Source organism: Aeromonas allosaccharophila, from assembly GCF_000819685.1.
In the GTDB taxonomy this organism is placed as follows: domain Bacteria; phylum Pseudomonadota; class Gammaproteobacteria; order Enterobacterales; family Aeromonadaceae; genus Aeromonas; species Aeromonas allosaccharophila.
On record NZ_CDBR01000034.1, the window covers coordinates 126,615 to 147,558 of the forward strand.

General features: G+C 57.0%; 20 protein-coding genes and 2 tRNA genes. 17 read left to right on the forward strand and 5 right to left on the reverse strand.

Translation table 11 applies throughout. The features are described from left to right. The first annotated feature begins 294 nt into the window (after window positions 1-294). The 4 genes from BN1115_RS07610 (at window position 295) to BN1115_RS07625 (ending at window position 5,665) form a co-directional block, all read left to right on the forward strand. Window positions 295-2,019, forward strand: a complete 1,725-nt coding sequence (locus BN1115_RS07610; RefSeq protein ID WP_042656706.1) for a dipeptide ABC transporter ATP-binding protein — start codon at window positions 295-297, stop codon at window positions 2,017-2,019. Window positions 2,020-2,089: 70 nt separating this feature from the next. After that, window positions 2,090-3,646, forward strand: coding sequence for an ABC transporter substrate-binding protein (locus tag BN1115_RS07615; RefSeq protein ID WP_042656707.1), 1,557 nt, complete (start codon window positions 2,090-2,092; stop codon window positions 3,644-3,646). Between the two features lie 99 nt (window positions 3,647-3,745). Beyond that, the gene (locus tag BN1115_RS07620; protein ID WP_042656708.1) at window positions 3,746-4,720 is read left to right on the forward strand and encodes an ABC transporter permease; all 975 of its coding nucleotides are present in this window, start codon (window positions 3,746-3,748) and stop codon (window positions 4,718-4,720) included. 3 nt (window positions 4,721-4,723) lie between these two features. Beyond that, a complete protein-coding gene (locus BN1115_RS07625; protein ID WP_042656709.1) occupies window positions 4,724-5,665 on the forward strand; it encodes an ABC transporter permease in 942 nt (313 codons plus the stop codon). A gap of 75 nt (window positions 5,666-5,740) precedes the next feature. Here the strand turns inward: BN1115_RS07625 and dxs are convergent, their stop codons facing one another. The 3 genes from dxs to xseB are packed head-to-tail and all read right to left on the reverse strand — an operon-like array spanning window position 5,741 to window position 8,773. Next, entirely contained in the window at window positions 5,741-7,609 is a 1,869-nt protein-coding gene (gene dxs / locus BN1115_RS07630) for a 1-deoxy-D-xylulose-5-phosphate synthase (RefSeq protein WP_042656710.1), read from the reverse strand. Between the two features lie 21 nt (window positions 7,610-7,630). Next, window positions 7,631-8,521, reverse strand: a complete 891-nt coding sequence (gene ispA / locus BN1115_RS07635) for a (2E,6E)-farnesyl diphosphate synthase (protein ID WP_005343523.1) — start codon at window positions 8,519-8,521, stop codon at window positions 7,631-7,633. Then, window positions 8,522-8,773, reverse strand: a complete 252-nt coding sequence (xseB, locus tag BN1115_RS07640; RefSeq protein WP_005338838.1) for an exodeoxyribonuclease VII small subunit — start codon at window positions 8,771-8,773, stop codon at window positions 8,522-8,524. Between the two features lie 211 nt (window positions 8,774-8,984). On the opposite strand from xseB, the gene pomA reads away from it, so the two are divergent. The 3 genes from pomA to greA all read left to right on the forward strand — a co-directional run bounded on the left by pomA (window position 8,985) and on the right by greA (window position 11,278). Continuing rightward, on the forward strand, window positions 8,985-9,743 hold the full coding sequence (pomA, locus tag BN1115_RS07645; RefSeq protein WP_042656711.1) for a flagellar motor protein PomA: 759 nt from the start codon (window positions 8,985-8,987) through the stop codon (window positions 9,741-9,743). A gap of 8 nt (window positions 9,744-9,751) precedes the next feature. Further along, window positions 9,752-10,645 carry a flagellar motor protein MotB gene (locus BN1115_RS07650; protein WP_042060090.1) on the forward strand — a complete coding sequence of 298 codons (894 nt, stop codon included), beginning with the start codon at window positions 9,752-9,754 and terminating at the stop codon, window positions 10,643-10,645. A gap of 156 nt (window positions 10,646-10,801) precedes the next feature. Continuing rightward, window positions 10,802-11,278 carry a transcription elongation factor GreA gene (greA, locus tag BN1115_RS07655; RefSeq protein WP_005338833.1) on the forward strand — a complete coding sequence of 159 codons (477 nt, stop codon included), beginning with the start codon at window positions 10,802-10,804 and terminating at the stop codon, window positions 11,276-11,278. 70 nt (window positions 11,279-11,348) lie between these two features. Here greA and BN1115_RS07660 read toward each other — a convergent pair whose 3' ends face one another. Both BN1115_RS07660 and yhbY read right to left on the reverse strand, forming a co-directional pair. Next, window positions 11,349-11,930, reverse strand: coding sequence for a hypothetical protein (locus BN1115_RS07660; protein WP_042656712.1), 582 nt, complete (start codon window positions 11,928-11,930; stop codon window positions 11,349-11,351). A 103-nt stretch (window positions 11,931-12,033) separates the two neighbouring features. Beyond that, window positions 12,034-12,330, reverse strand: a complete 297-nt coding sequence (gene yhbY / locus BN1115_RS07665; RefSeq protein WP_005338829.1) for a ribosome assembly RNA-binding protein YhbY — start codon at window positions 12,328-12,330, stop codon at window positions 12,034-12,036. Window positions 12,331-12,427: 97 nt separating this feature from the next. Between yhbY and rlmE the strand changes: the two genes are divergently transcribed. The 10 genes from rlmE (at window position 12,428) to nusA (ending at window position 20,932) form a co-directional block, all read left to right on the forward strand. After that, complete coding sequence (rlmE, locus tag BN1115_RS07670) at window positions 12,428-13,057, forward strand: 23S rRNA (uridine(2552)-2'-O)-methyltransferase RlmE (protein ID WP_033137773.1); 630 nt, start codon at window positions 12,428-12,430, stop codon at window positions 13,055-13,057. Between the two features lie 45 nt (window positions 13,058-13,102). Next, window positions 13,103-15,049: an ATP-dependent zinc metalloprotease FtsH gene (gene ftsH / locus BN1115_RS07675; RefSeq protein WP_042060094.1), complete on the forward strand. Its 1,947-nt coding sequence runs from the start codon at window positions 13,103-13,105 to the stop codon at window positions 15,047-15,049. 59 nt (window positions 15,050-15,108) lie between these two features. Continuing rightward, a complete protein-coding gene (gene folP, locus BN1115_RS07680) occupies window positions 15,109-15,954 on the forward strand; it encodes a dihydropteroate synthase (RefSeq protein WP_042656713.1) in 846 nt (281 codons plus the stop codon). Between the two features lie 15 nt (window positions 15,955-15,969). After that, a complete protein-coding gene (gene glmM / locus BN1115_RS07685; protein ID WP_042656714.1) occupies window positions 15,970-17,304 on the forward strand; it encodes a phosphoglucosamine mutase in 1,335 nt (444 codons plus the stop codon). Between the two features lie 131 nt (window positions 17,305-17,435). After that, on the forward strand, window positions 17,436-18,200 hold the full coding sequence (tpiA, locus tag BN1115_RS07690) for a triose-phosphate isomerase (RefSeq protein ID WP_042656715.1): 765 nt from the start codon (window positions 17,436-17,438) through the stop codon (window positions 18,198-18,200). Then, a complete protein-coding gene (gene secG, locus BN1115_RS07695; protein WP_042060101.1) occupies window positions 18,201-18,527 on the forward strand; it encodes a preprotein translocase subunit SecG in 327 nt (108 codons plus the stop codon). A 9-nt stretch (window positions 18,528-18,536) separates the two neighbouring features. After that, window positions 18,537-18,621 (forward strand) — tRNA-Leu (locus BN1115_RS07700). Between the two features lie 92 nt (window positions 18,622-18,713). Next, window positions 18,714-18,790, forward strand: a tRNA-Met gene (locus BN1115_RS07705). A 166-nt stretch (window positions 18,791-18,956) separates the two neighbouring features. Continuing rightward, window positions 18,957-19,415: a ribosome maturation factor RimP gene (gene rimP / locus BN1115_RS07710; protein WP_042060102.1), complete on the forward strand. Its 459-nt coding sequence runs from the start codon at window positions 18,957-18,959 to the stop codon at window positions 19,413-19,415. A 14-nt stretch (window positions 19,416-19,429) separates the two neighbouring features. After that, a complete protein-coding gene (gene nusA, locus BN1115_RS07715; protein WP_005338808.1) occupies window positions 19,430-20,932 on the forward strand; it encodes a transcription termination factor NusA in 1,503 nt (500 codons plus the stop codon). Window positions 20,933-20,944: the final 12 nt, after the last annotated feature.

Here is a 20,944-nt window from a genome sequence, read left to right on the forward strand (position 1 = left end):
CAATAGATGTACGGACGCACCGGCCATTTGTGTGATGAAAATCATCATTTAACGCTGCCGAATTGGTGGTTATCTGCACAAAACATTGCGGAATTGTATAACTCAATCATTTACACCCGTGGTCAAACCGTCTAAGTTACTCGCGGGTTATTCCAAAAAAATGCAAAAAACCCGCCCGGATCGCTGGTTTCGCTGCCTCATGGATTGAGCAAATATTGCCCAAGGTAACAACCGGCATCTGCGGCTGATTTACGGACGAATTATTTGGGACGGATGTCCCCCGCAGAGGTAAACATGTCCTTGCTCGAAGTAAAGAACTTGCGGATCGAGTACCCCTCCCGCTACGGGGTGCTGGCCGCGGTGAAGGATCTCTCTTTCTCTATCGAAAAGGGTGAGATAGTCGGGGTAGTCGGAGAATCCGGCGCCGGCAAGTCCACCATCGGCAACGCCGTTATCGATCTGCTGAGCCCGCCGGGGCACATTGCCCGTGGCGATATCTATCTCAATGGCGAGCTTATCTCCGGCAAGAGCCAGAACGAGATGCGGGCCATTCGTGGCTCCCGTATCGGGTTCATCTTCCAGGATCCCATGACCTCCCTCAACCCGCTGTTCACCGTTGAGCATCAGCTGGTCGAGACTATTCTGGCCAATACCAAGCTCTCCCGCGAGGCGGCCTTTGCCAAGGCGCTGGAGCTGATGGGGGCGGTGGGTATTCCGCAGCCGGAGCTGCGCATCAAGCAGTATCCGCACCAGTTCTCCGGCGGTATGCGTCAGCGGGTGGTCATTGCCATCGCCCTGTCGTGTGATCCGGAGCTGATCATCGCCGACGAGCCGACCACGGCCCTCGACGTCTCTATTCAGGATCAGATCCTCCAGCTTATCCGCGCCCTTTGCAAAGAGCGTCAGGTGGGCTGCATGCTGGTGACCCATGACATGGGGGTGGTCTCCAACGTCACCGACAAGGTGGCGGTGATGTATCGCGGCGATCTGGTGGAGTTCGGCCTGACCGAACAGGTGCTGGGCTGCCCTAACCACCCCTATACCCGCAGCCTCATCTCGGCGGTCCCGCGCTCCGACGTGAAGCTGGTGCGCTTCCCGCTGGTCTCTTATATCGAGGATGCCAGTGCGCCGGATACCAATATCGACCTCAAGACCCACTGGCTCGGCCAGAGTCAGGACGAGCGTGCCTATGAAGGGGCGCTGTTGCGGGTGGAGAACGTCGATCTGAGGTTCGTCACCAAGGACTCCATCTTCCCGAGCCGCCGCCAGTATGTGCGCGCCTGCAACAACATCAGCTTCGAGATCTTCGAGGGTGAAACCTTCGGTCTGGTGGGGGAGTCGGGCTCCGGCAAATCGACCATTGCCCGTGCCATCACCGGCCTCTATCCGCCTGATACCGGCAAGATCTTCTTCGAGGGGATCGATCTCACCGCCCTCAAGAGCGAGCGCGAGCGCCGCCCGCTGCGTCGCCAGATGCAGATGGTGTTCCAGAACCCCTATTCGTCGATGAACCCGCGGATGAAGGTGCGCGACATCATTGCCGAGCCGATCCGTTTCCACCAGCTGGCGAGCAGTGAGAGCCAGATCGAGGGGATCGTCAACGATCTGCTGGATCATGTCGGGCTCGGCCGTGGTGCCGGGGTCAAGTATCCCCACGAGTTCTCCGGCGGTCAGCGCCAGCGCATCTCCATCGCCCGCGCCCTGGCGACCCGGCCTCGCTTCCTCATCTGTGACGAGCCGACCTCGGCGCTGGATGTGTCGGTGCAGGCCCAGATCCTCAATCTGCTCAAGGATCTGCAGCAGGAGCTCAAGCTCACCATGCTGTTTATCAGCCACGATCTGCCGGTGATCCGCCAGATGTGCGACCGCATCGGGGTGATGCAGCACGGTCATCTGGTGGAAGTGGCCGAGACCGAGAAACTCTTTACCAATGCCGAGCATGAGTACAGCCGCAAGCTGATCTCCCTCATGCCGGAGTTCAAGGGAATGTCCCGCGAGGGGCTGGAAATCGCAAGCTAGGATAGCGCCGGTGCGCCGGTCTGCTTGTCAAAAAAAGTGTCATAAGAAAGCCAAAAGCATGGAGAACAAGATGAAGAAAGGATTGTCCAAGATTGCCCTGGCGCTGTTTGCCGCCGGTTTCGCCTTCAGTGTCTCAGCCGCTGACATCAAGGTAGGCGTTGCTTCTGACGCCACGTCGCTGGATCCGCAGGAGCAGCTCTCCGGTCAGACCCTGGAGATGTCGCACCTGGTATTCGATCCCCTGATGCGTTACACCCAGGATCTGAAATTCGAGCCCCGTCTGGCCGAGAAGTTCGAGCGTGTCGATGACAAGACCGTCCGCTTCCACCTGCGCAAAGGGGTCAAGTTCCACTCCGGCAACGACTTCACCGCTGACGACGTGGTGTGGACCGTCAACCGCCTGAAAGCCTCCGTCGACTTCAAGGCGATCTTCGATCCTATCGCCGAAGTGAAGAAGGTCGATGACTACACCGTCGATCTCGTCACCGCCAAGCCGTTCCCGCTGGTGCTGCAGACCGTCACCTACATCTTCCCGATGGACTCCAAGTTCTACACCGGCAAGACCGAAGCAGGCAAAGACAAGGCCGAGATCGTCAAAAACGGCGACTCCTATGCCTCTACCCACGTTTCCGGTACCGGCCCGTTCACCGTCAAGTTCCGCGAGCAGGGTGTGAAGCTGGACTATGCCCGCAACGCCAACTACTGGGACAAAGCTTCCAAGGGTAACGTCGAGAACCTGACCGTGGTGCCGATCAAGGAAGATGCGACCCGTGTTGCAGCCCTGCTGGGTGGCGACGTGGACATGATCTATCCGGTTGCGCCGAACGATCTGGAGCGCGTGAAGAATGGCAAGGACTCCCAGCTGGTCACCCTGTCCGGTACCCGCGCCATCATCATCGAGCTGAACCAGAACACCAACCCGGCGCTGAAAGACAAGCGCGTGCGTCAGGCGATCAACTACGCCATCAACCAGGTGGGCATCGTCGAGAAGATCAACAAGGGCTTCGGTACCCCTGCTGGCCAGCTGAGCCCGAAAGGCTATGCCGGTCACAACGAGGCGCTGGTGCCCCAGTATGATCTGGCCAAGGCCAAGGAGCTGATGAAAGAGGCCGGTTACGAGAAAGGCTTCAAGATGACCTTCATCTCCCCGGCAGCCCGCTACGTCAACGACGTCAAGATTGCCCAGGCGGTCTCCGCCATGCTGGCCAAGATCAACATCAAGGTGGATCTGAAGACCATGCCGGTGGCCCAGTACTGGCCTGAGTTTGACAAGTGCGCCGCGGACATGCAGCTGATTGGTTGGCACTCCGATACTGAAGATACCGCGAACTTCTTCGAGTTCCTGACCTTCACCAAGGACGCCAAGACCGGTATGGGTCAGTACAACTGCGCCGGTTATGCCAACGCCGAAGCTGACAAGCTGGTGATGGATGCCAACGCCGAGACCGATCCGGCCAAGCGTGCCGAGATGCTGAAGAAGGTAGAAGCCATGCTGATCGAAGATGCTGCCTACGTGCCGTTGCACTGGGAAGATCTGGCCTATGGCGCCAAGAAGAACGTCGACATCAAGCCGGTGGTCAACGTGATGAACTTCCCTTACCTGGGTGACCTGGTGGTCAGCAAGTAAGAGAACGTCGCAAGGAAGGACGGGGCGGGGTGGTCAGCTGGCCACTCCGCCCACTAACAGAAGCCTGTGCCACGACACAGGCCACGTAGAAGGACAAGCATGTTTACATTCCTGCTGAAACGGTTCTATCAGGCCGTGATAGTGATGTTCGTCATCAGCCTGGTCGCCTTCTCCATCCAGGACAACCTGGGTGACCCGTTGCGCGAGCTGGTGGGACAATCCGTCTCCGAAGCCCAGCGTCACGAGTTGCGCGAGAAGATGGGCCTTAACGATCCCTTCCTCATCAAATACAGCCGCTTTTTGAAAAATGCGGTGCATGGGGATTTGGGCACCTCCTATTTCTTCAAGCGACCCGCTCTCGAGGTGATCCTCGACAAGCTGGTGGCTACCCTTGAGCTGGTGCTTGCTGCCGCGCTCATCATCGTGGTGGTCTCCATTCCACTCGGTGTCTATTCGGCGATCCGCCCGCGCAGCATTCCCACCAAGATCATCATGGCGGGGAGCAGTATCGGCATCTCGATCCCGGTATTTTTGACCGCCATCATGCTGATGTACCTCTTCTCCATCCAGCTGGGCTGGCTGCCGGCCTATGGCCGTGGCGAGACCCGTAACCTGCTGGGCTGGGAGTCGGGCTTCTTCACCTGGGATGGTATCAAGCACCTGATCCTGCCTGCGGTGTCGCTCTCCTCCATCATGCTGCCGCTGTTTATCCGCTTGGTGCGCTCCGAGATGCTGGAGCAGCTCTCCTCCGAGTACGTCAAATTCGCCCGCGCCAAGGGGCTGGACAACAACAAGGTCTACTATCAGCACGCCCTCAAAAACACCATGCTGCCGGTCATTACCGTTGGCGGGGTGCAGATCGGCACCATGGTGGCCTACACCATCCTGACCGAGAGCGTGTTCCAGTGGCCGGGCACCGGCTTCCTGTTCCTTGAGGCGATCCACCGGGTCGATACCCCGCTGATCACCGCCTACGTCATCTTCGTGGGACTGATCTTCGTGGTGACCAATACCCTGGTCGACCTGCTCTACGGGTTGATTAACCCGACCGTTAACCTGACCGCCAAGGGGTAACAGATGACTAATGCTGTAACTGCAAGCCCAAGCCGTTGGGCACGATTCAAGAACTCTGACATCGTCTACTACTTCCTGCGGGACAAGGTAGCCATGTTCAGCTTTGCGGTGTTCGTGGTGTTTGTGCTGGCGGCGCTGCTGGCCCCCTGGCTGGCACCGCACAACGTCTATGATCAGACCAGCTTTGATCTGATGGATGCCGAGTTGCCCCCCTCCTGGCTGGAAGGGGGTGAGGAGCGCTTCTGGCTCGGTACCGACAACCAGGGACGCGATATCTGGAGCACAATCCTCTATGGTGCCCGCATTTCGCTCTCAATCGGCCTGTTTGCGGTGGCGCTGCAGCTGGTGCTTGGCATCGTCATCGGTCTGATTGCCGGTTACTTCGGTGGCCGCATCGACAACCTGCTGATGCGCTTTGCCGACGTGCAGCTGTCGTTCTCCACCATGATGGTGGCGATCATCATCTCCGCCATCTTTCAGGCAACCTTTGGCTCCGAGTTCTACTCGAAGTTCGCCATCATGATGCTGGTGGTGATCATCGGTATCGCCGAGTGGCCACAGTATGCCCGTACCGTGCGCGCCTCGGTGCTGGCGGAGAAGAAGAAGGAGTATGTGGAAGCTGCCAAGGTGATGGGGTTCCGTGCCCCGCGCATCATGTTCCGCCATATTCTGCCCAACTGCCTGTCGCCGATCCTGGTTATCTCCACCGTGCAGGTGGCCAACGCCATCATGAGCGAGGCGGCTCTCTCCTTCCTCGGTCTGGGGATGCCGGTAGACCAGCCGTCACTGGGGTCGCTTATCAGCGTCGGTTTCAACTATATCTTCTCCGGTTCCTGGTGGATCACCGCCTTCCCGGGCATCTGTCTGGTAGTGCTGGTGCTGGTCATCAACCTGCTGGGCGACTGGCTGCGAGATGTGTTTAACCCCAAGATCTACAAAGGGTAATCCGGGTCAGATACGCAGAAAACAAGAAGGGCGCCAATGTGGCGCCCTTCTTTTGCTTGATAGCTTTAAGCCTTATCAGGCTTGCAGCCAGGTTTCGATGCTGCGCTGGATGCCTGTGTCGTCCAGACCGAGCAGAGCATAGATCTCCTGCTGGGTGCCCTGTTCCACGAAGCGATCCGGCAGGCCGAGGTTGAGCACCGGCTTGCACAGTTTGCTGCGCATCAGCAGTTCGTTCACTGCTGAACCGGCGCCGCCCATGATGGCGTTGTCTTCGATGGTGACGAAGTGATCGTGGCTGGCTGCCAGCGACAGCACCAGCGCCTCATCCATCGGTTTGACGAAGCGCATGTCCACCAGGGTGGCATCAAGCGCCTCGGTGGCCGCTTTCGCGTGGTGCAGCAGGGTACCAAAGGCCAGAATGGCGGTGCCCTTGCCCTCTCGCAGGATACGTCCCTTGCCAAGCGCCAGCGCCTGCATCTCTGACGAGATGGGGGCATCGCTCAGGCTGCTGCCGCGCGGGTAACGCACGGCGGCGGGGCCCTGATGGAGATAGCCGGTATAGAGCATCTGGCGGCATTCGCTCTCGTCAGATGGCGTCATCACCACCATGTTGGGCACGGTGCGGAGGAAGCTGATATCGAACGCCCCCTGATGGGTCGGGCCATCGGCGCCCACCAGACCGGCCCGGTCGATGGCGAACAGCACCGGCAGATCTTGCAGCGCCACGTCGTGGATCACCTGATCGTAGGCACGCTGCAGGAAGCTCGAATAGATGGCGACCACCGGTTTCTTGTCAGCGATGGCAAGACCGGCGGCGAAAGTGACTGCATGCTGCTCGGCAATAGCCACATCGAAGTAGCGATCCGGATATTGCTGACTGAATTTCACCAGCCCTGAGCCTTCACGCATGGCAGGTGTGATACCGACCAGCTTCTCGTCTTTGGCGGCCATGTCGCACAGCCATTGGCCAAAGATGGCGGAGAAGGTGGGTTTGGCACCGCTCGCCTTGGGCAGGGAGCACTCGTCCGGATTGAACTTGGGCACGGCGTGATAACCGATGGGGTCTTTCTCTGCCGGCTCGTAACCCTTGCCCTTCTTGGTCTTGACGTGCAGCAATTGCGGGCCCTTGAGGTTGCGCATGTTGCGCAGGGTCTCGACCAGTGCCTCGATATCGTGACCGTCGATGGGGCCGATGTAGTTGAAGCCGAACTCCTCGAACAGGGTGCCGGGTACCACCATCCCCTTGAGGTGCTCTTCGGCCCGCTTGGCCAGCTCCTTGACCGGTGGCAGTCCCGCCAGCACCTTCTTGCCGCCTTCGCGGATGGTGGTGTAGAGCTTGCCGGACATGACCCGGGCCAGATGGTTGTTGAGCGCGCCGACATTCTCGGAGATGGACATCTCGTTGTCGTTGAGGATCACCAGCATGTCCTTGTGCACATCGCCGGCGTGGTTGAGCGCTTCAAAGGCCATCCCTGCGGTAATGGCACCGTCACCGATCACCGCCACCACCTTGCGACCCAGCCCTTCGCTCTCGGCGGCGACCGCCATGCCGAGCGCCGCACCGATGGAGGTGCTGGAGTGGCCGACGGAGAGGACGTCATACTCGCTCTCGCCACGCCAGGGGAAGGGGTGCAGACCATCTTTCTGACGGATGGTGTGGATCTGATCACGGCGCCCGGTCAGGATCTTGTGGGGATAGGCCTGATGGCCCACGTCCCAGATCAGCCGATCGAACGGGGTGTTGTAGACGTAGTGCAGGGCCACGGTCAGTTCGACCGTGCCGAGACCGGAGGCAAAGTGTCCGCTGGAGCGGCTGACAGAGCGCAGCAGATATTCGCGCAGCTCGTTGCACAGCACCGGCAGCCGATCTTTGGGTAAGGAACGCAGCTCGACCGGAGTGTCCGCGAGGGCCAGGTTGGGGAAATTGCTAATATCAACGCTCATATTGTTACTGTTATCCAGCGTTTAGTGGGTTCGCTCGATGATGTAATCGGCAAACGCTTCCAGAATGTCGGTATTGTAGGGCAAGGATTGCAGGGCTGTTAAGGCTTTCCCATGCAGTTCGCGAGCCAGCTCACGGGCATTTTCGAGTCCGAGCAGGGCCGGATAGGTACTTTTCTCCAGCGCCAGGTCAGAACCTTGTGGCTTGCCCAGGGTGGCGGTATCACCTGTGATGTCGAGGATGTCATCCTGCACCTGGAAGGCCAGCCCGATGGCCGCGGCGTAGGTTTGCAGGGCCGCCAGCGTGGCGTCATCGACATCGGCTTTGCACAGAGCTCCGAGCGCCACGGCGCACTCAATCAGCGCCCCGGTCTTGTGACGGTGTACCTGCTCCAGCTCGGCGAGCGAGATCTGGCGCCCTTCGGCCTGCAGATCCAGCGCCTGACCACCACACATACCAAGATAGCCGGAGGCTCGGGCGAGGGTACTCAGCATCCGCACCCGGTTGGCCATCAAGGTATCGGGCATGGGGTGATCGGCCAGAATGGAGAATGCCAGGGTCTGCAGCGCATCACCGGCCAGAATCGCGGTTCCTTCGTCAAACGCCTTGTGAACGGTTGGCTGGCCGCGACGCAGGTCGTCGTTATCCATGGCGGGCAGGTCATCGTGCAGCAGGGAGTAGGCGTGGATGCACTCCACTGCAGCCGCAGGGCCATCCAGCAGCTCGCTCTTGACGCCCAGCATTTCGCCGACCGCGTAGACCAGAAACGGGCGAACCCGCTTGCCGCCCAGCAGCAGGCCGTAGCTCATAGCATCGCGCAGACGCGGCGCCATGGCGGGCAAGGATTCAAGTTGTGCTGACAGACAGTCGTCAATACGCTGACGATGCAGACGGGAAAAATGGTCCAGCGCCACTCACTCCTCTCCTTGTTCTGGCTGGAAGGGGGCGAGCTGGTCACTGCCATCGGCTTGACTGAGCAGGATCTGGATCTTCTGTTCGGCCAGTTCCAGCTTCTGCTGACCGGCCCGTACCAGATGAACGCCTTGCTCGAACTGCTTGAGCGCCTCTTCCAGGGGTAGGGAACCTTGTTCCAGCTGATGAACGATGGTTTCCAGCTCTTCCAGAGTGGCATCAAAACTCAGGCGGTCGATTTTTTTACTGGCCATGTCCATCCTCGGGGATTGAAAAAAACGGCTTATATTAACATCGACCGTCCACAGGGGGGAGGCAGAAAAGCACTGCCCCCTCAAACTCTCGCTAAACTGGCCGATAATGAGCCATCATTCTCAGTAGATGCATGCTTGCCGCATGGGCCGCAATAGCAGAAAATTCAACAAACTATAAATAGACATAAGAACCGGTGACAGGAGTAGGGACGTGGATCTAGGCAGTCTTATAGGGATAGTGCTGGGTTTCGGGGTGGTGGTGTACGGCATGCTGCTGGGCGGACCCATGAGCATGTACGTGGATATGCCATCGGTCTACATCACCATATTGGGCTCCATCTTCATCGCCATGATGAAGTTCAACATTGGCCAGTTTCTGATGGCATTCAAGGTGGCGGGTAAAGCCTTTATGTACAAGGGTGACAAGCTCGAAGACCTGATCGCCAAGGCGGTCGAGCTGGCTGATGCGGCCCGTAAAGGGGGCTTTCTGGCACTGGAGGCTGCAGAGATCCCCAATCCCTTTATGAAAAAAGGGATCGACATGCTGGTGGATGGTCACGATGCCGATGTGGTGCGTGCCGTGATGGAAAAGGATATTGACCTGACAGCAGAGCGTCATGTCATTGCCATCAAGGTCTTCCGTACCCTTGGGGATCTGGGCCCGGCTATGGGGATGATCGGTACGCTGGTGGGCTTGGTGGCCATGTTGGCCAACATGAGTGACCCCAAGTCGATCGGTCCGGCGATGGCGGTGGCCTTGCTCACCACCCTCTACGGTGCGATTGAGGCCAACATGATAGCGATTCCCATCGCCGACAAGCTGGAGCTGCGCAGCGGGGAGGAGAAACTCAGTCGTACCCTGATCCTCGATGCGATTATGGGGATTCAGGATGGCCAGAATCCGCGGGTGATCCAGTCCATGCTGCAGAACTACCTGAACCAGTCAAAACGTAATACCGGCACCGAATAGGGGGCGCTATGTCTGATTGCAAGTGCCCGCCACCTGGGCTGCCAGGTTATATGGGCACCTTTGCCGACCTGATGTCGCTGCTCATGTGCTTCTTCGTGTTGCTGCTCTCTTTTGCCGAGATGGATGTGCAGAAGTTCAAGCAGATAGCCGGCTCCATGGACAAGGCATTCGGGGTACAGAACATCCTCGAAGTGAAAGATATTCCCAAGGGAACCTCGGTGATTGCTCAGGAGTTCAGGCCCGGCCGCCCGGAGCCCACGCCCATTGATACCGTAATGCAGCAGACCATCGATATGACCCAGACCGAGCTGGAATTTCTGCCCGGCGAGTCGGATCAGGCTGGTGGTCAGGACAAGAGTGATGGCAAGCAGACGGGGGGCGATACCGCTCAGGATGCACAAAAGGCGCAGCAGCAGTCCAATACCCTGGCCAAAGCCCTCGCTGAACAGATGAAAGATCAGATCCAAGATGGCGCTATCGAGATCGAGGCGCTGGGCCAGCAGATCATTATCCGGATCAGGGAAAAAGCGTCGTTCCCGGCCGGTTCGGCGTTTCTGCAGCCCCAGTTCTGGCCAGTGATCCGCAAGGTGGCGACCCTGCTCAAGGATGTGCCGGGGGAAATCACCATCTCCGGCCATACCGATAATGTGGCGACCGAAGATGAGCTGTTCCAGTCCAACTGGGAGCTATCTTCGCAACGGGCGGTGGCGGTGGCGCACCAGATGATCAAGGTCCCCGGTTTTGATCAGGGGCGGCTGGTGGTGCAGGGCATGGCGGATTCCCAGCCACTGGTGCCCAACACCACCCCGGAAAATCGACGGATGAACCGGCGGGTGGAGATCGCCATCATGCAGGGTAAACCGACCGTTTCGGCTCCCATTTCAGTACCGGAAGGGAAGTAAGCGAGGGGAATGTCGATGACGCAAGTGGGATCTGCATCAGGGGGCTGACGTGGATTTTGTGTTGGCTTCATATTAAGATGCCTCATCCGAACCGATTGCTGCGGCCTCCTTGCAGATAGCCGCAGCTTCTATTTTCAAGCAACCCAGGTTTCGACTATGAATCATACTCCGATGACTGTTCGCGGCGCTGAGAAGCTGCGCGAAGAGCTCGATTATCTCAAGACCGAGCTTCGTCCCCAGATTATCGAAGCGATTGCCGATGCCCGTGAGCACGGCGATCTGAAGGAAAACGCCGAATACCATGCCGCTCGCGAGCAGCAGGGGTTCTGTGAAGGCCGCATCCAGGAGATTGAAGCCAAGCTCTCCAATGCCCAGGTGATCGACGTCACCAAGATGACCAACAACGGCCGCGTGATTTTTGGCGCGACCGTAACTCTGCTCAAGAGCGAGACAGAGGAAGAGGTGGTCTACCGCATCGTGGGTGACGATGAGGCTGATATCAAACAGAATCTTATCTCCGTCAACTCACCCATTGCCCGCGCTCTGATTGGCAAGGAAGTGGACGATGTCGCTATCGTCAAGACGCCGGGTGGTGATGTGGAGTACGAAGTGCTGGAAGTCGCTTATATCTAAGCGAATGCCACAGATGATGAAACAGGGGGGCTGGCGCTCCCCTGTTTGTCTTTATTGGTATCACTACTGATCAGGACAGATACGCCTCGGTAAAGGCGTCCTGATGACGCTGGAACAACCAGTGGCGCAGCCGCTCTATGTCGCTCTCGCTCATCTGAAAGCTCAGCGCCCAGGTGGCATGATCGGCATTGGTCTTGATTCGCCTTACCAGTCGTCCCTGCAGTGGAAAAGGGGCCTCTTGCTCGATGCAGAGCTCGCCGTTGATGCGCGCATCGGCCACCATGTCGATGGGCAAATTTTCCACGATGAGGCCATTGAGGGAGAGACTGAGCACCTGAAACAGGCCCTGTTCGCTGCAAAGCTTGGCTTTTTGGGTGAGACGCCAGGCGCGCGGTTGCGCAAACCCCAGCTCCCTGATGACCGGTGCAGATAGCCGAGGCTCGACAAAGCCGTCTTCCCCTTGGGTAAACGTCAGAGGAAAACGCAGCTGATGGCCTGCGAAGCGGGCTTCGAGTACAAGGTGTTCGGCTTTTTGCAGCAAGCCAAGCATCGGGGCGTCGAGGTGACCACTCAGAACATGGGTGTCCTGATTGCTCCCCAAGTCCCGCAGCATGGCCAGCTCATCGTCGGTCAAAATGGGATGGTGAGCCATAATGCGTGTCCGGAAGTATTCATCGCAGGTTAAGGGCTTTGCGACTACTTTGGCAAGCGACTCGGGAAGAAGTGGAATAAGGAAAGAGCGATGCTCTTTCCTTTTACTTGCGGGGCAGCTGGATTTTGGGTTCGTTGGCTTGACGATAAATGGTCAGCACATGACCCATGCTTTGCACCTTGATTGAACCGGTTTCACGGACGATAGCATCCATAACCAGTTGTTTCATTTCGCGATCTTCAGAGGCAACCTTAACCTTGATCAGCTCGTGATGGTTCAGTGCCAGATCGATCTCGGCCAGTACACCTTCGGTCAGACCATGCTGACCCAGCAGGACGACAGGCTTGAGGCTATGGGCAAGGCCCTTGAGGTACTGTTTCTGTTTATTGTTGAGAATCATCGCAATTTCTTCATAAGTCAGGGTTGAAAGGGGCGTATTCTACCCCCACTTAGCCCTTAATACTAATAACCCTTGTGGTTTTTTAAAGTCGATTATCATGACCCAGAAAAAACGTTCCCCCAGTTCAACTCGCTGGTTAAAAGAACATTTCGACGATCAATACGTCAAAAAAGCCCAGAAAATGGGCCTGCGTTCTCGTGCTGTTTTCAAGATTGACGAGATCCAGGGCAAGGATCGCTTGCTGAAAAATGGCATGACCGTAGTGGATTTGGGGGCAGCCCCCGGTGGTTGGTCCCAGTTCGCGGTTGAACAGGTTGGTGATTCGGGTCGCGTCATCGCATGTGACATTTTGCCGATGGATCCCATTGCCGGTGTCGATTTCCTGCAAGGGGACTTTCGGGAGGAAACTGTGCTTGGCGCCTTGCTGGAGCGAGTGGGTCCTGACAAGGTCGATGTGGTGATGTCTGATATGGCGCCCAACATGAGCGGTACCCAGCAGGTGGATCAGGCTCGCGCCATGTATCTGGTCGAGCTGGCGCTTGACATGTGCAATCAGGTATTGCGCAGTGACGGCAGTTTCGTGGTGAAGGTGTTTCAGGGAGAGGGGTTTGATGCCTATCTCAATGAAATTCGTAAACTTTTCTCCGCCGTCAAAATTCGTAAACCAGACTCATCCCGCGCCAGATCACGGGAAGTCTACATTGTGGCTACCGGTTTTAAACTGTAGTACCCTAACCTTCATCGTTAACTGTCAGTCTGCGAGGTTACTGATTTGAGTGACATGGCGAAAAACTTAATCCTGTGGCTGGTCATCGCCGTCGTTTTGATGTCGGTGTTCAATAGCTTCAGCCCCAGCGATACCACCAGTCGCCAGCTGGACTATTCCAGCTTCGTTAAAGAGGTGACCCAAGAGCAGATCCGTGAAGTGCGGATGGACGGTAAGGTCATTAATGGCGTCAAGCGTACTGGTGAACGATTCACCACCATCATCCCGGCGCCGGATCCCCAGCTGCTCAACGACATGCTCAATCACAATGTCAAAGTGATGGGCGAGAAGCCGGAAGAGCCGTCTCTGTTGACCTCTATCTTCATCTCCTGGTTCCCGATGCTGCTGCTGATCGGTGTCTGGGTCTTCTTCATGCGTCAGATGCAGGGCGGCGGTGGCAAAGGTGCCATGTCGTTTGGCAAGAGCAAGGCTCGCCTGATGAGCGAAGATCAGATCAAGACCACCTTTGCTGACGTTGCAGGTTGCGATGAAGCCAAGGAAGAGGTGAAGGAGCTGGTCGACTATCTGCGCGACCCGAGCAAATTCCAGAAATTGGGTGGCAAGATCCCGACCGGTGTGCTGCTGGTTGGTCCTCCCGGTACCGGTAAAACCCTGCTGGCCAAGGCCATCGCGGGCGAGGCCAAGGTGCCGTTCTTCACCATCTCAGGTTCCGATTTCGTGGAGATGTTCGTCGGTGTCGGTGCCTCCCGGGTGCGTGACATGTTCGAACAGGCCAAGAAATCCTCCCCCTGCATCATCTTCATCGATGAAATTGATGCGGTCGGTCGCCAGCGTGGCGCCGGTCTGGGTGGTGGTCATGATGAACGCGAGCAGACCCTTAACCAGATGCTGGTCGAGATGGATGGTTTTGAAGGCAATGAAGGCATCATCGTTATCGCTGCCACCAACCGTCCTGACGTACTGGATCCGGCTCTGCTGCGTCCGGGCCGTTTCGACCGTCAGGTGGTGGTCGGTCTGCCGGATGTCCGTGGTCGCGAGCAGATCCTGAAAGTGCACATGCGCAAAGTTCCGTTGGCGGATGACGTCAATCCGGCGCTGATTGCCCGTGGTACCCCCGGTTTCTCCGGTGCGGATTTGGCCAACCTGGTCAACGAAGCTGCCCTCTTCTCTGCCCGTGAGAGCCGCCGAGTGGTCTCCATGGCCGAGTTCGAGAAGGCCAAGGACAAGATCATGATGGGTGCAGAACGTCGCTCCATGGTGATGAAAGAGTCCGAAAAAGAGATGACTGCGTATCACGAAGCGGGTCACGCCATCATTGGTCGTCTGGTTCCGGATCATGACCCGGTGTACAAGGTCTCCATCATTCCGCGCGGTCGTGCGCTGGGTGTGACCATGTATCTGCCGGAGCAGGATCGCTGGAGCCACTCCAAGCAGCATCTGGAGTCAATGATCTCCAGCCTGTATGGTGGTCGTCTGGCAGAAGAGCTGATCTACGGTGCCGAGAAGGTTTCTACTGGCGCTTCCAACGACATCGAGCGAGCGACTGAAATTGCACGCAAGATGGTGACCCAGTGGGGTATGTCCGAGCGTCTCGGCCCAATGCTCTACGCGGAAGAAGATGGTGAGGTGTTCCTCGGTCGCAGCATGGCCAAGGCCAAGCATATGTCCGACGATACAGCTCGCGTCATTGATGCCGAGGTCAAGCAGGTCATCGACCGCAACTACGCCCGTTCCAAGCAGATCCTGCTGGATAACATGGACGTGTTGCACAGCATGAAAGATGCGCTGATGAAGTACGAAACCATCGACGCCAAACAGATCGATGATCTGATGGCGCGTCGCGAGGTACGTGCTCCGAGCAACTGGCATGACGAGCACGGTGATACCCCGCAAGGCGGTTCCACTGTGGCTGCCGAGGCCAAGCCTGCCGATGAGGCAGCACCGGTGGCGGATGTCACTATCGACAAAGCCAACGACGCGCCGGCCAAATAATCGTGACTCTCCAAACCCCGGGCTTGCCCGGGGTTTTTCTTTATCAGATGGACGTGAAAATGCAGTTAACCAGCAAGGGGCTCAGCCTCTCTCTCGATCGTCCCCATGTGATGGGGATCCTCAATGTAACGCCCGACTCCTTCTCCGATGGTGGCAATTTCAACCAGTTTGAACGGGCCATGGCCCATGCGCGGCAGATGGTCTCTGACGGTGCGACCCTCATCGACATCGGTGGCGAGTCTACCCGCCCTGGTGCGCCCGATGTGAGCGAGCAGGAGGAGCTGGACAGGGTCATTCCTGTCGTGGAGCAGATGGTCCGTGAGCTGGACGTGATGATCTCCCTCGATACCTCCAAAGCGGCTGTAATGCGGGAGGGTTGCAAGGTCGGCGCCCATCTGATCAACGATGTGCGTGCGTTGCAAGAGCCGGGAGCACTGCAGGCAGCTGCCGAGGCTGCTGTTCCTGTCTGCCTGATGCATATGCAGGGGCAGCCGCGAACCATGCAGGTCGAGCCCCACTATGACGATCTGATCGGAGAGGTACGCGCCTTTTTTGATGAGCGCATTGCGGCTTGTCTGGCCGCCGGGATCAGACGCGAAGATCTGGTGCTGGATCCGGGATATGGCTTTGGCAAGACCCTTGCGCACAACTATCAGCTGTTGGCGGCTCAAAAGGAACTGCTTGATTATGGCTTGCCGCTATTGGTGGGGATGTCGCGAAAGTCTATGATAGGCAACCTGCTGGGCCGTCCGGTGGATGAGCGTCTGGCGGGCAGTCTGGCATGCGCCCTTATCGGCATGCAGCATGGGGCTCGCATCATCAGGGTACATGATGTACGGGAGACCATGGACGCATTGCGCGTCGGTTGGCTGGCAATGACGGGACAAGATTTTATTTTCAGATAATAAAGAGAACAGACAATGGCAAGAAAGTATTTCGGTACCGATGGTGTGCGCGGCAAGGTTGGCGAATTCCCGATCACTCCTGATTTCGTGATGAAATTAGGTTGGGCTGCTGGCAAGGTGCTCTCCAAGAAGGGCACCAAAAAGGTGCTGATTGGTAAAGATACCCGCATCTCTGGCTATATGCTGGAGTCTGCGCTGGAAGCGGGGCTCTCCGCGGCAGGCCTTAAAGCCATTCTGATGGGGCCCATGCCCACACCAGCGGTTGCCTACCTGACTCGCACCTTCCGTGCCGAAGCCGGCATCGTCATCAGCGCCTCACACAACCCCTTCTATGACAACGGCATCAAGTTCTTCTCCGCCGATGGCACCAAGCTGCCCGATGATGTCGAACTGGCTATCGAAGCCGAGCTGGATAACGAGCTCAAGTGCGTCGAGTCTGCCGAGCTCGGCAAAGCGGTGCGCATTGATGATGCCGCCGGTCGCTATATCGAATTCTGCAAGAGCACCTTCCCCTCCCACATGAATCTGGACGGGGTGAAGATGGTGGTCGACTGCGGCCACGGTGCCACTTATCACATTGCGCCGTCGGTTTTCCGCGAGCTGGGTGCCGAGGTGATCACCATGGGCTGTGCTCCGGACGGCCTCAACATCAACGATGGCGTCGGTTCGACCGCGCCTGACGCTCTGGTTGCCAAGGTGCTGGAGTGCAAGGCTGATCTGGGGGTTGCCTTTGATGGTGATGGCGACCGTCTGATCATGGTTGACCATACCGGCTATCTCATCGACGGTGACGAAGTGCTCTATATCATCGCGCGTGATGCCTTGCGCAATGGGCGCCTCAAAGGCGGTGTCGTCGGCACCCTGATGGCCAACATGGGCCTGGAGCTGGCACTGCAGACCCTGGGCATTCCGTTTGCCCGTGCCAAGGTGGGTGACCGCTACGTGCTGGAGATGATGGAAGAGAAGGGGTGGCGCATCGGTGGCGAGAACTCCGGCCACATTATCTGTCTGGATCAGACCACCACAGGTGATGGCATCGTGGCCGCCTTGCAGGTGCTTACCGCCATGCGCAGTGCCGAGATGCCGCTGGCCAAGCTGCGCTCCGGCATGAGCAAGTTCCCGCAGGTGCTGGTCAATGTTCGCTTTGCCGAAGGCAAGGATCCGCTGGCTGCTGATGCTGTCATGGCTGAGGTTGCCAAGGTGGAACAGGAGCTGGCTGGTCGTGGCCGCGTGCTGTTGCGTAAATCAGGTACCGAACCGCTGATCCGGGTCATGGTAGAAGGTGAGCATGAACAGCAGGTGCGTGACATGGCTCAACGCATCGCCAAACAGGTCGAATCGGCGTTTTAATGAACAGCCAGGGCGGCTTTTTAGCCGCTCTGGTTGTATCTTGTTCAAACGATTCGAAAATTTAAAAATAGCACTTGTCAGCTGAGCATCCTCTGGATATTATCAGCCCCGCTTTCGCAAGGGAGTTGCCGATGGGACATCGCAAGCCGTTTGTAGCAGCCAACTGGAAGTTGCACGGTAGTAGGTCGCAGTTAGAGCAGTTTACGAGTCAGTGTCTGAAAGGCGTTGACGGAAAAGTAGATGTGGTTCTCTGTCCTTCCCATGTGCATCTCGACTTTACCGCTTCACTGCTCAATGAGCAGAAAGTAATAAAGTTGGGGGCTCAGAATGTGAGTCAGCACGAAATTGGCGCTTACACAGGAGAAATCTCGTGTCAGATGCTGATTGAGGCAGGGTGTCGTTACGTATTGGTAGGACACTCCGAGCGCAGGCGTCTCTTTGGTGAGACCAGTTTTATCGTCGCAGAGAAGTTTGCGGCAGCCAGAGCGGCAGGCTTGATTCCCATCCTCTGTTTAGGTGAGTCAGGTGCAGCGAGGCAGGCGAGAAGAGCCTTCGAGGTGATCGCCGAAGAACTGGATATCGTCATAGAGAAAAATGGCGCGATGGCTTTCGATAATGCTATCATCGCCTACGAGCCGATTTGGGCTGTAGGTACAGGTAAATGCGCCACACCCGAGCAGGCACAAGAGGTTCATTCCTTTATACGTGGTCGCTTGGCGGAGGATACTCCGGTAATAGGTGAGAAAGTTAGAATCATCTATGGTGGGAGCGTAACGCCGACCAATGCGAGAGATTTGTTTGCCCAGCCCGACATTGATGGCGGACTGATTGGCGGAGCAAGCCTCGATAGCGATGCGTTTTTAGGAATTGTTGAAGCGGCAAAGGGTGCAAGTTAAATGTACGAGATTCTTTTAGTCGTTTATCTGTTGGTGTCACTGGCTTTGATTGGTCTGGTGATGATTCAGCAAGGTAAAGGGGCTGATATGGGCGCCTCCTTCGGCGCAGGGGCATCGAACACAGTATTCGGCTCCGGTGGTTCAGGCAGTTTCCTGACCCGAACAACAGCAATTTTGGCTACTCTGTTTTTCGTTATCAGCCTGGTGCTCGGATCTATGTCAAGCAACAAGGTAAAACAGGGTAGTGAGTGGGAAAATCTGCAACAAACCCAACAGGTTGAGCAGACCAAAGCGCCAGTGAACAAAGATACTGACGTTCCCCAGTAAGTGAGTTTTGCCGTGGTGGTGGAATTGGTAGACACGCTATCTTGAGGGGGTAGTGCTCTAGGGTGTGCGGGTTCGAGTCCCGCCCACGGCACCAATTAAGTAGTGAGCTCGGGTAACCGAGTGTATTATAGTCAGTCACCCTTGTATGAATAGATTGAACTGGCTATAATCTCGCACGATTTCGGACGCGGGGTGGAGCAGCATGGTAGCTCGTCGGGCTCATAACCCGAAGGTCGTCGGTTCAAATCCGGCCCCCGCAACCAAATTTCACGCATTTCCTACGCTCAGGAAGGCGGTCGCTGCGAGGCGACAATCAGGGTAAAGCGCCAAGCCCCGATTTGACATCGGGGCTTTTTGTTATGTGCAATTTACTCTGTATCGATCTCTATCTGGGCTTTATGCCCTTTTTTTGTTTTTCGGAGGGTGACTTTGGCTACGTTGGAACAACGTTTGACCGATCTGCTCGAGGCTCCGGTCGTTGCCTTGGGTTTTGAACTTTGGGGTATTGAGTTTATCCGTGCGGGTAAACACTCCACCTTGCGTGTCTATATCGACGGCGAGCAGGGTGTGACTGTCGAGAACTGTGCTGAGGTCAGCCATCAGGTTGGCGCCATCATGGACGTCGAAGATCCCATCACCGAGGAGTACTACCTCGAGGTGTCCTCCCCCGGCATGGATCGTCCGCTGTTCAAGGTTGCCCATTTCGAAAAATACGTTGGCCAAGAGGCGGCGGTAACGCTTCGGATGGCAACAAATAACCGCCGCAAGTTCAAAGGCGTAATCAAAGCTGTGCAAGGCGACATGATCACCCTGACAGTAGATGGTAAGGACGACGTGTTGGCTTTCACCAATATCCAAAAAGCGAACATAGTGCCGAACTTTGGTTAACGAGGCTATCGGATATGAATAAAGAGATTTTGCTGGTCGTTGACGCAGTATCCAACGAGAAGGCGGTACCCCGCGAGAAGATTTTCCAGGCTCTGGAAACCGCGCTGGCGACTGCGACCAAGAAGAAATATGAAGGCGAGATTGAAGTTCGGGTCGAGATCGATCGCAAGACCGGTGACTACGACACTTATCGTCGCTGGGTCGTCATTGCGGATCAAGCCGCGATGGAGAACCCTTACGCTGAAATCACCCTGGAAGCGGCGCAGATTGATCAGCCGGAAATCCAGATCGGTGAGTATGTTGAAGACCAGATCGACTCTGTGACTTTCGACCGTATCACTACCCAGACCGCCAAGCAGGTTATCGTGCAGAAAGTGCGCGAAGCCGAGCGTTCACAAGTAGTTGATCAGTTTAAAGATAAAGAAGGCACCATCATCAGTGGTGTGGTCAAGAAGAGCAACCGCGACAACGTCATCCTGGATCTGGGCAGCAATGCTGAAGCCGTGATCTTCCGTGATGACATGCTGCCGCGTGAAACCTTCCGTCCGGGCGACCGTGTCCGTGGCCTGCTCTACGCAGTTCGTCCGGAAGCCCGTGGTTCCCAGCTGTTTGTCAGCCGTTCCAGCCCGGACTTCCTGAAAGAGCTGTTCCGTATCGAAGTACCGGAAATCGGTGAAGAGATGATCGAAATCATGGGCGCTGCCCGTGATCCGGGTTCCCGCGCCAAGATCGCGGTGAAGACCAATGATCGTCGTATCGACCCGATCGGTGCCTGTATCGGTATGCGTGGTGCCCGTGTGCAAGCTGTCTCCGCCGAGCTGAGCGGTGAGCGTGCCGACATCGTGCTGTACGATGACAACCCGGCCCAGTACGTGATCAATGCCATGGCACCTGCCGATGTGGCCTCCATCATCGTTGATGAAGACAACCACACCATGGATATCGCCGTGGAAGCTGCCAACCTGGCGCAGGCCATCGGTCGCAATGGTCAGAACGTGCGTCTGGCCTCCCAGCTGACCGGTTGGGAGCTGAACGTGATGACCGTTGAGGACATGCGTGCCAAGCACCAGGCCGAAAACGACCGCATCATGAACCTGTTCACCAGCACCCTGGATATCGACGACGATTTCGCCGGTCTGCTGATGGAAGAGGGCTTCTCTACCCTGGAAGAGATCGCCTTTGTACCGGTCAACGAGCTGCTGGCTATCGACGGTCTGGATGAAGACATGGTCGAAGAGCTGCGCAAGCGCGCCAAAGATGCCCTGACCACCAAGGCGCTGGCCAAAGAAGAGTCTTTCGATGGCGTCGAGCCGTCCGAAGAGCTGCTCAATCTGAACGGTCTGAGCCGCGAACTGGCTTACGCTCTGGCGGGCCGTGGCGTGGGCACCCTGGAAGATTTGGCTGAGCAAGGTATCGATGACCTTGCTGATATTGAAGGGCTGACTGCCGAGAAGGCAGGTGAGCTCATTATGGCTGCTCGCAATATCTGTTGGTTCGGAGAAGAGCAGTCCGAGTAAGATCAAACGGAG

Coding starts and splice junctions, on each gene's coding strand:
- BN1115_RS07610 (WP_042656706.1), top strand. CDS start 295: ATGTCCTTGCTCGAAGTAAAGAACTTGCGGATCGAGTACCCCTCCCGC.
- BN1115_RS07615 (WP_042656707.1), top strand. CDS start 2,090: ATGAAGAAAGGATTGTCCAAGATTGCCCTGGCGCTGTTTGCCGCCGGT.
- BN1115_RS07620 (WP_042656708.1), top strand. CDS start 3,746: ATGTTTACATTCCTGCTGAAACGGTTCTATCAGGCCGTGATAGTGATG.
- BN1115_RS07625 (WP_042656709.1), top strand. CDS start 4,724: ATGACTAATGCTGTAACTGCAAGCCCAAGCCGTTGGGCACGATTCAAG.
- dxs (WP_042656710.1), bottom strand. CDS start 7,609: ATGAGCGTTGATATTAGCAATTTCCCCAACCTGGCCCTCGCGGACACT.
- xseB (WP_005338838.1), bottom strand. CDS start 8,773: ATGGCCAGTAAAAAAATCGACCGCCTGAGTTTTGATGCCACTCTGGAA.
- BN1115_RS07650 (WP_042060090.1), top strand. CDS start 9,752: ATGTCTGATTGCAAGTGCCCGCCACCTGGGCTGCCAGGTTATATGGGC.
- greA (WP_005338833.1), top strand. CDS start 10,802: ATGAATCATACTCCGATGACTGTTCGCGGCGCTGAGAAGCTGCGCGAA.
- BN1115_RS07660 (WP_042656712.1), bottom strand. CDS start 11,930: ATGGCTCACCATCCCATTTTGACCGACGATGAGCTGGCCATGCTGCGG.
- yhbY (WP_005338829.1), bottom strand. CDS start 12,330: ATGATTCTCAACAATAAACAGAAACAGTACCTCAAGGGCCTTGCCCAT.
- rlmE (WP_033137773.1), top strand. CDS start 12,428: ATGACCCAGAAAAAACGTTCCCCCAGTTCAACTCGCTGGTTAAAAGAA.
- folP (WP_042656713.1), top strand. CDS start 15,109: ATGCAGTTAACCAGCAAGGGGCTCAGCCTCTCTCTCGATCGTCCCCAT.
- glmM (WP_042656714.1), top strand. CDS start 15,970: ATGGCAAGAAAGTATTTCGGTACCGATGGTGTGCGCGGCAAGGTTGGC.
- tpiA (WP_042656715.1), top strand. CDS start 17,436: ATGGGACATCGCAAGCCGTTTGTAGCAGCCAACTGGAAGTTGCACGGT.
- secG (WP_042060101.1), top strand. CDS start 18,201: ATGTACGAGATTCTTTTAGTCGTTTATCTGTTGGTGTCACTGGCTTTG.
- nusA (WP_005338808.1), top strand. CDS start 19,430: ATGAATAAAGAGATTTTGCTGGTCGTTGACGCAGTATCCAACGAGAAG.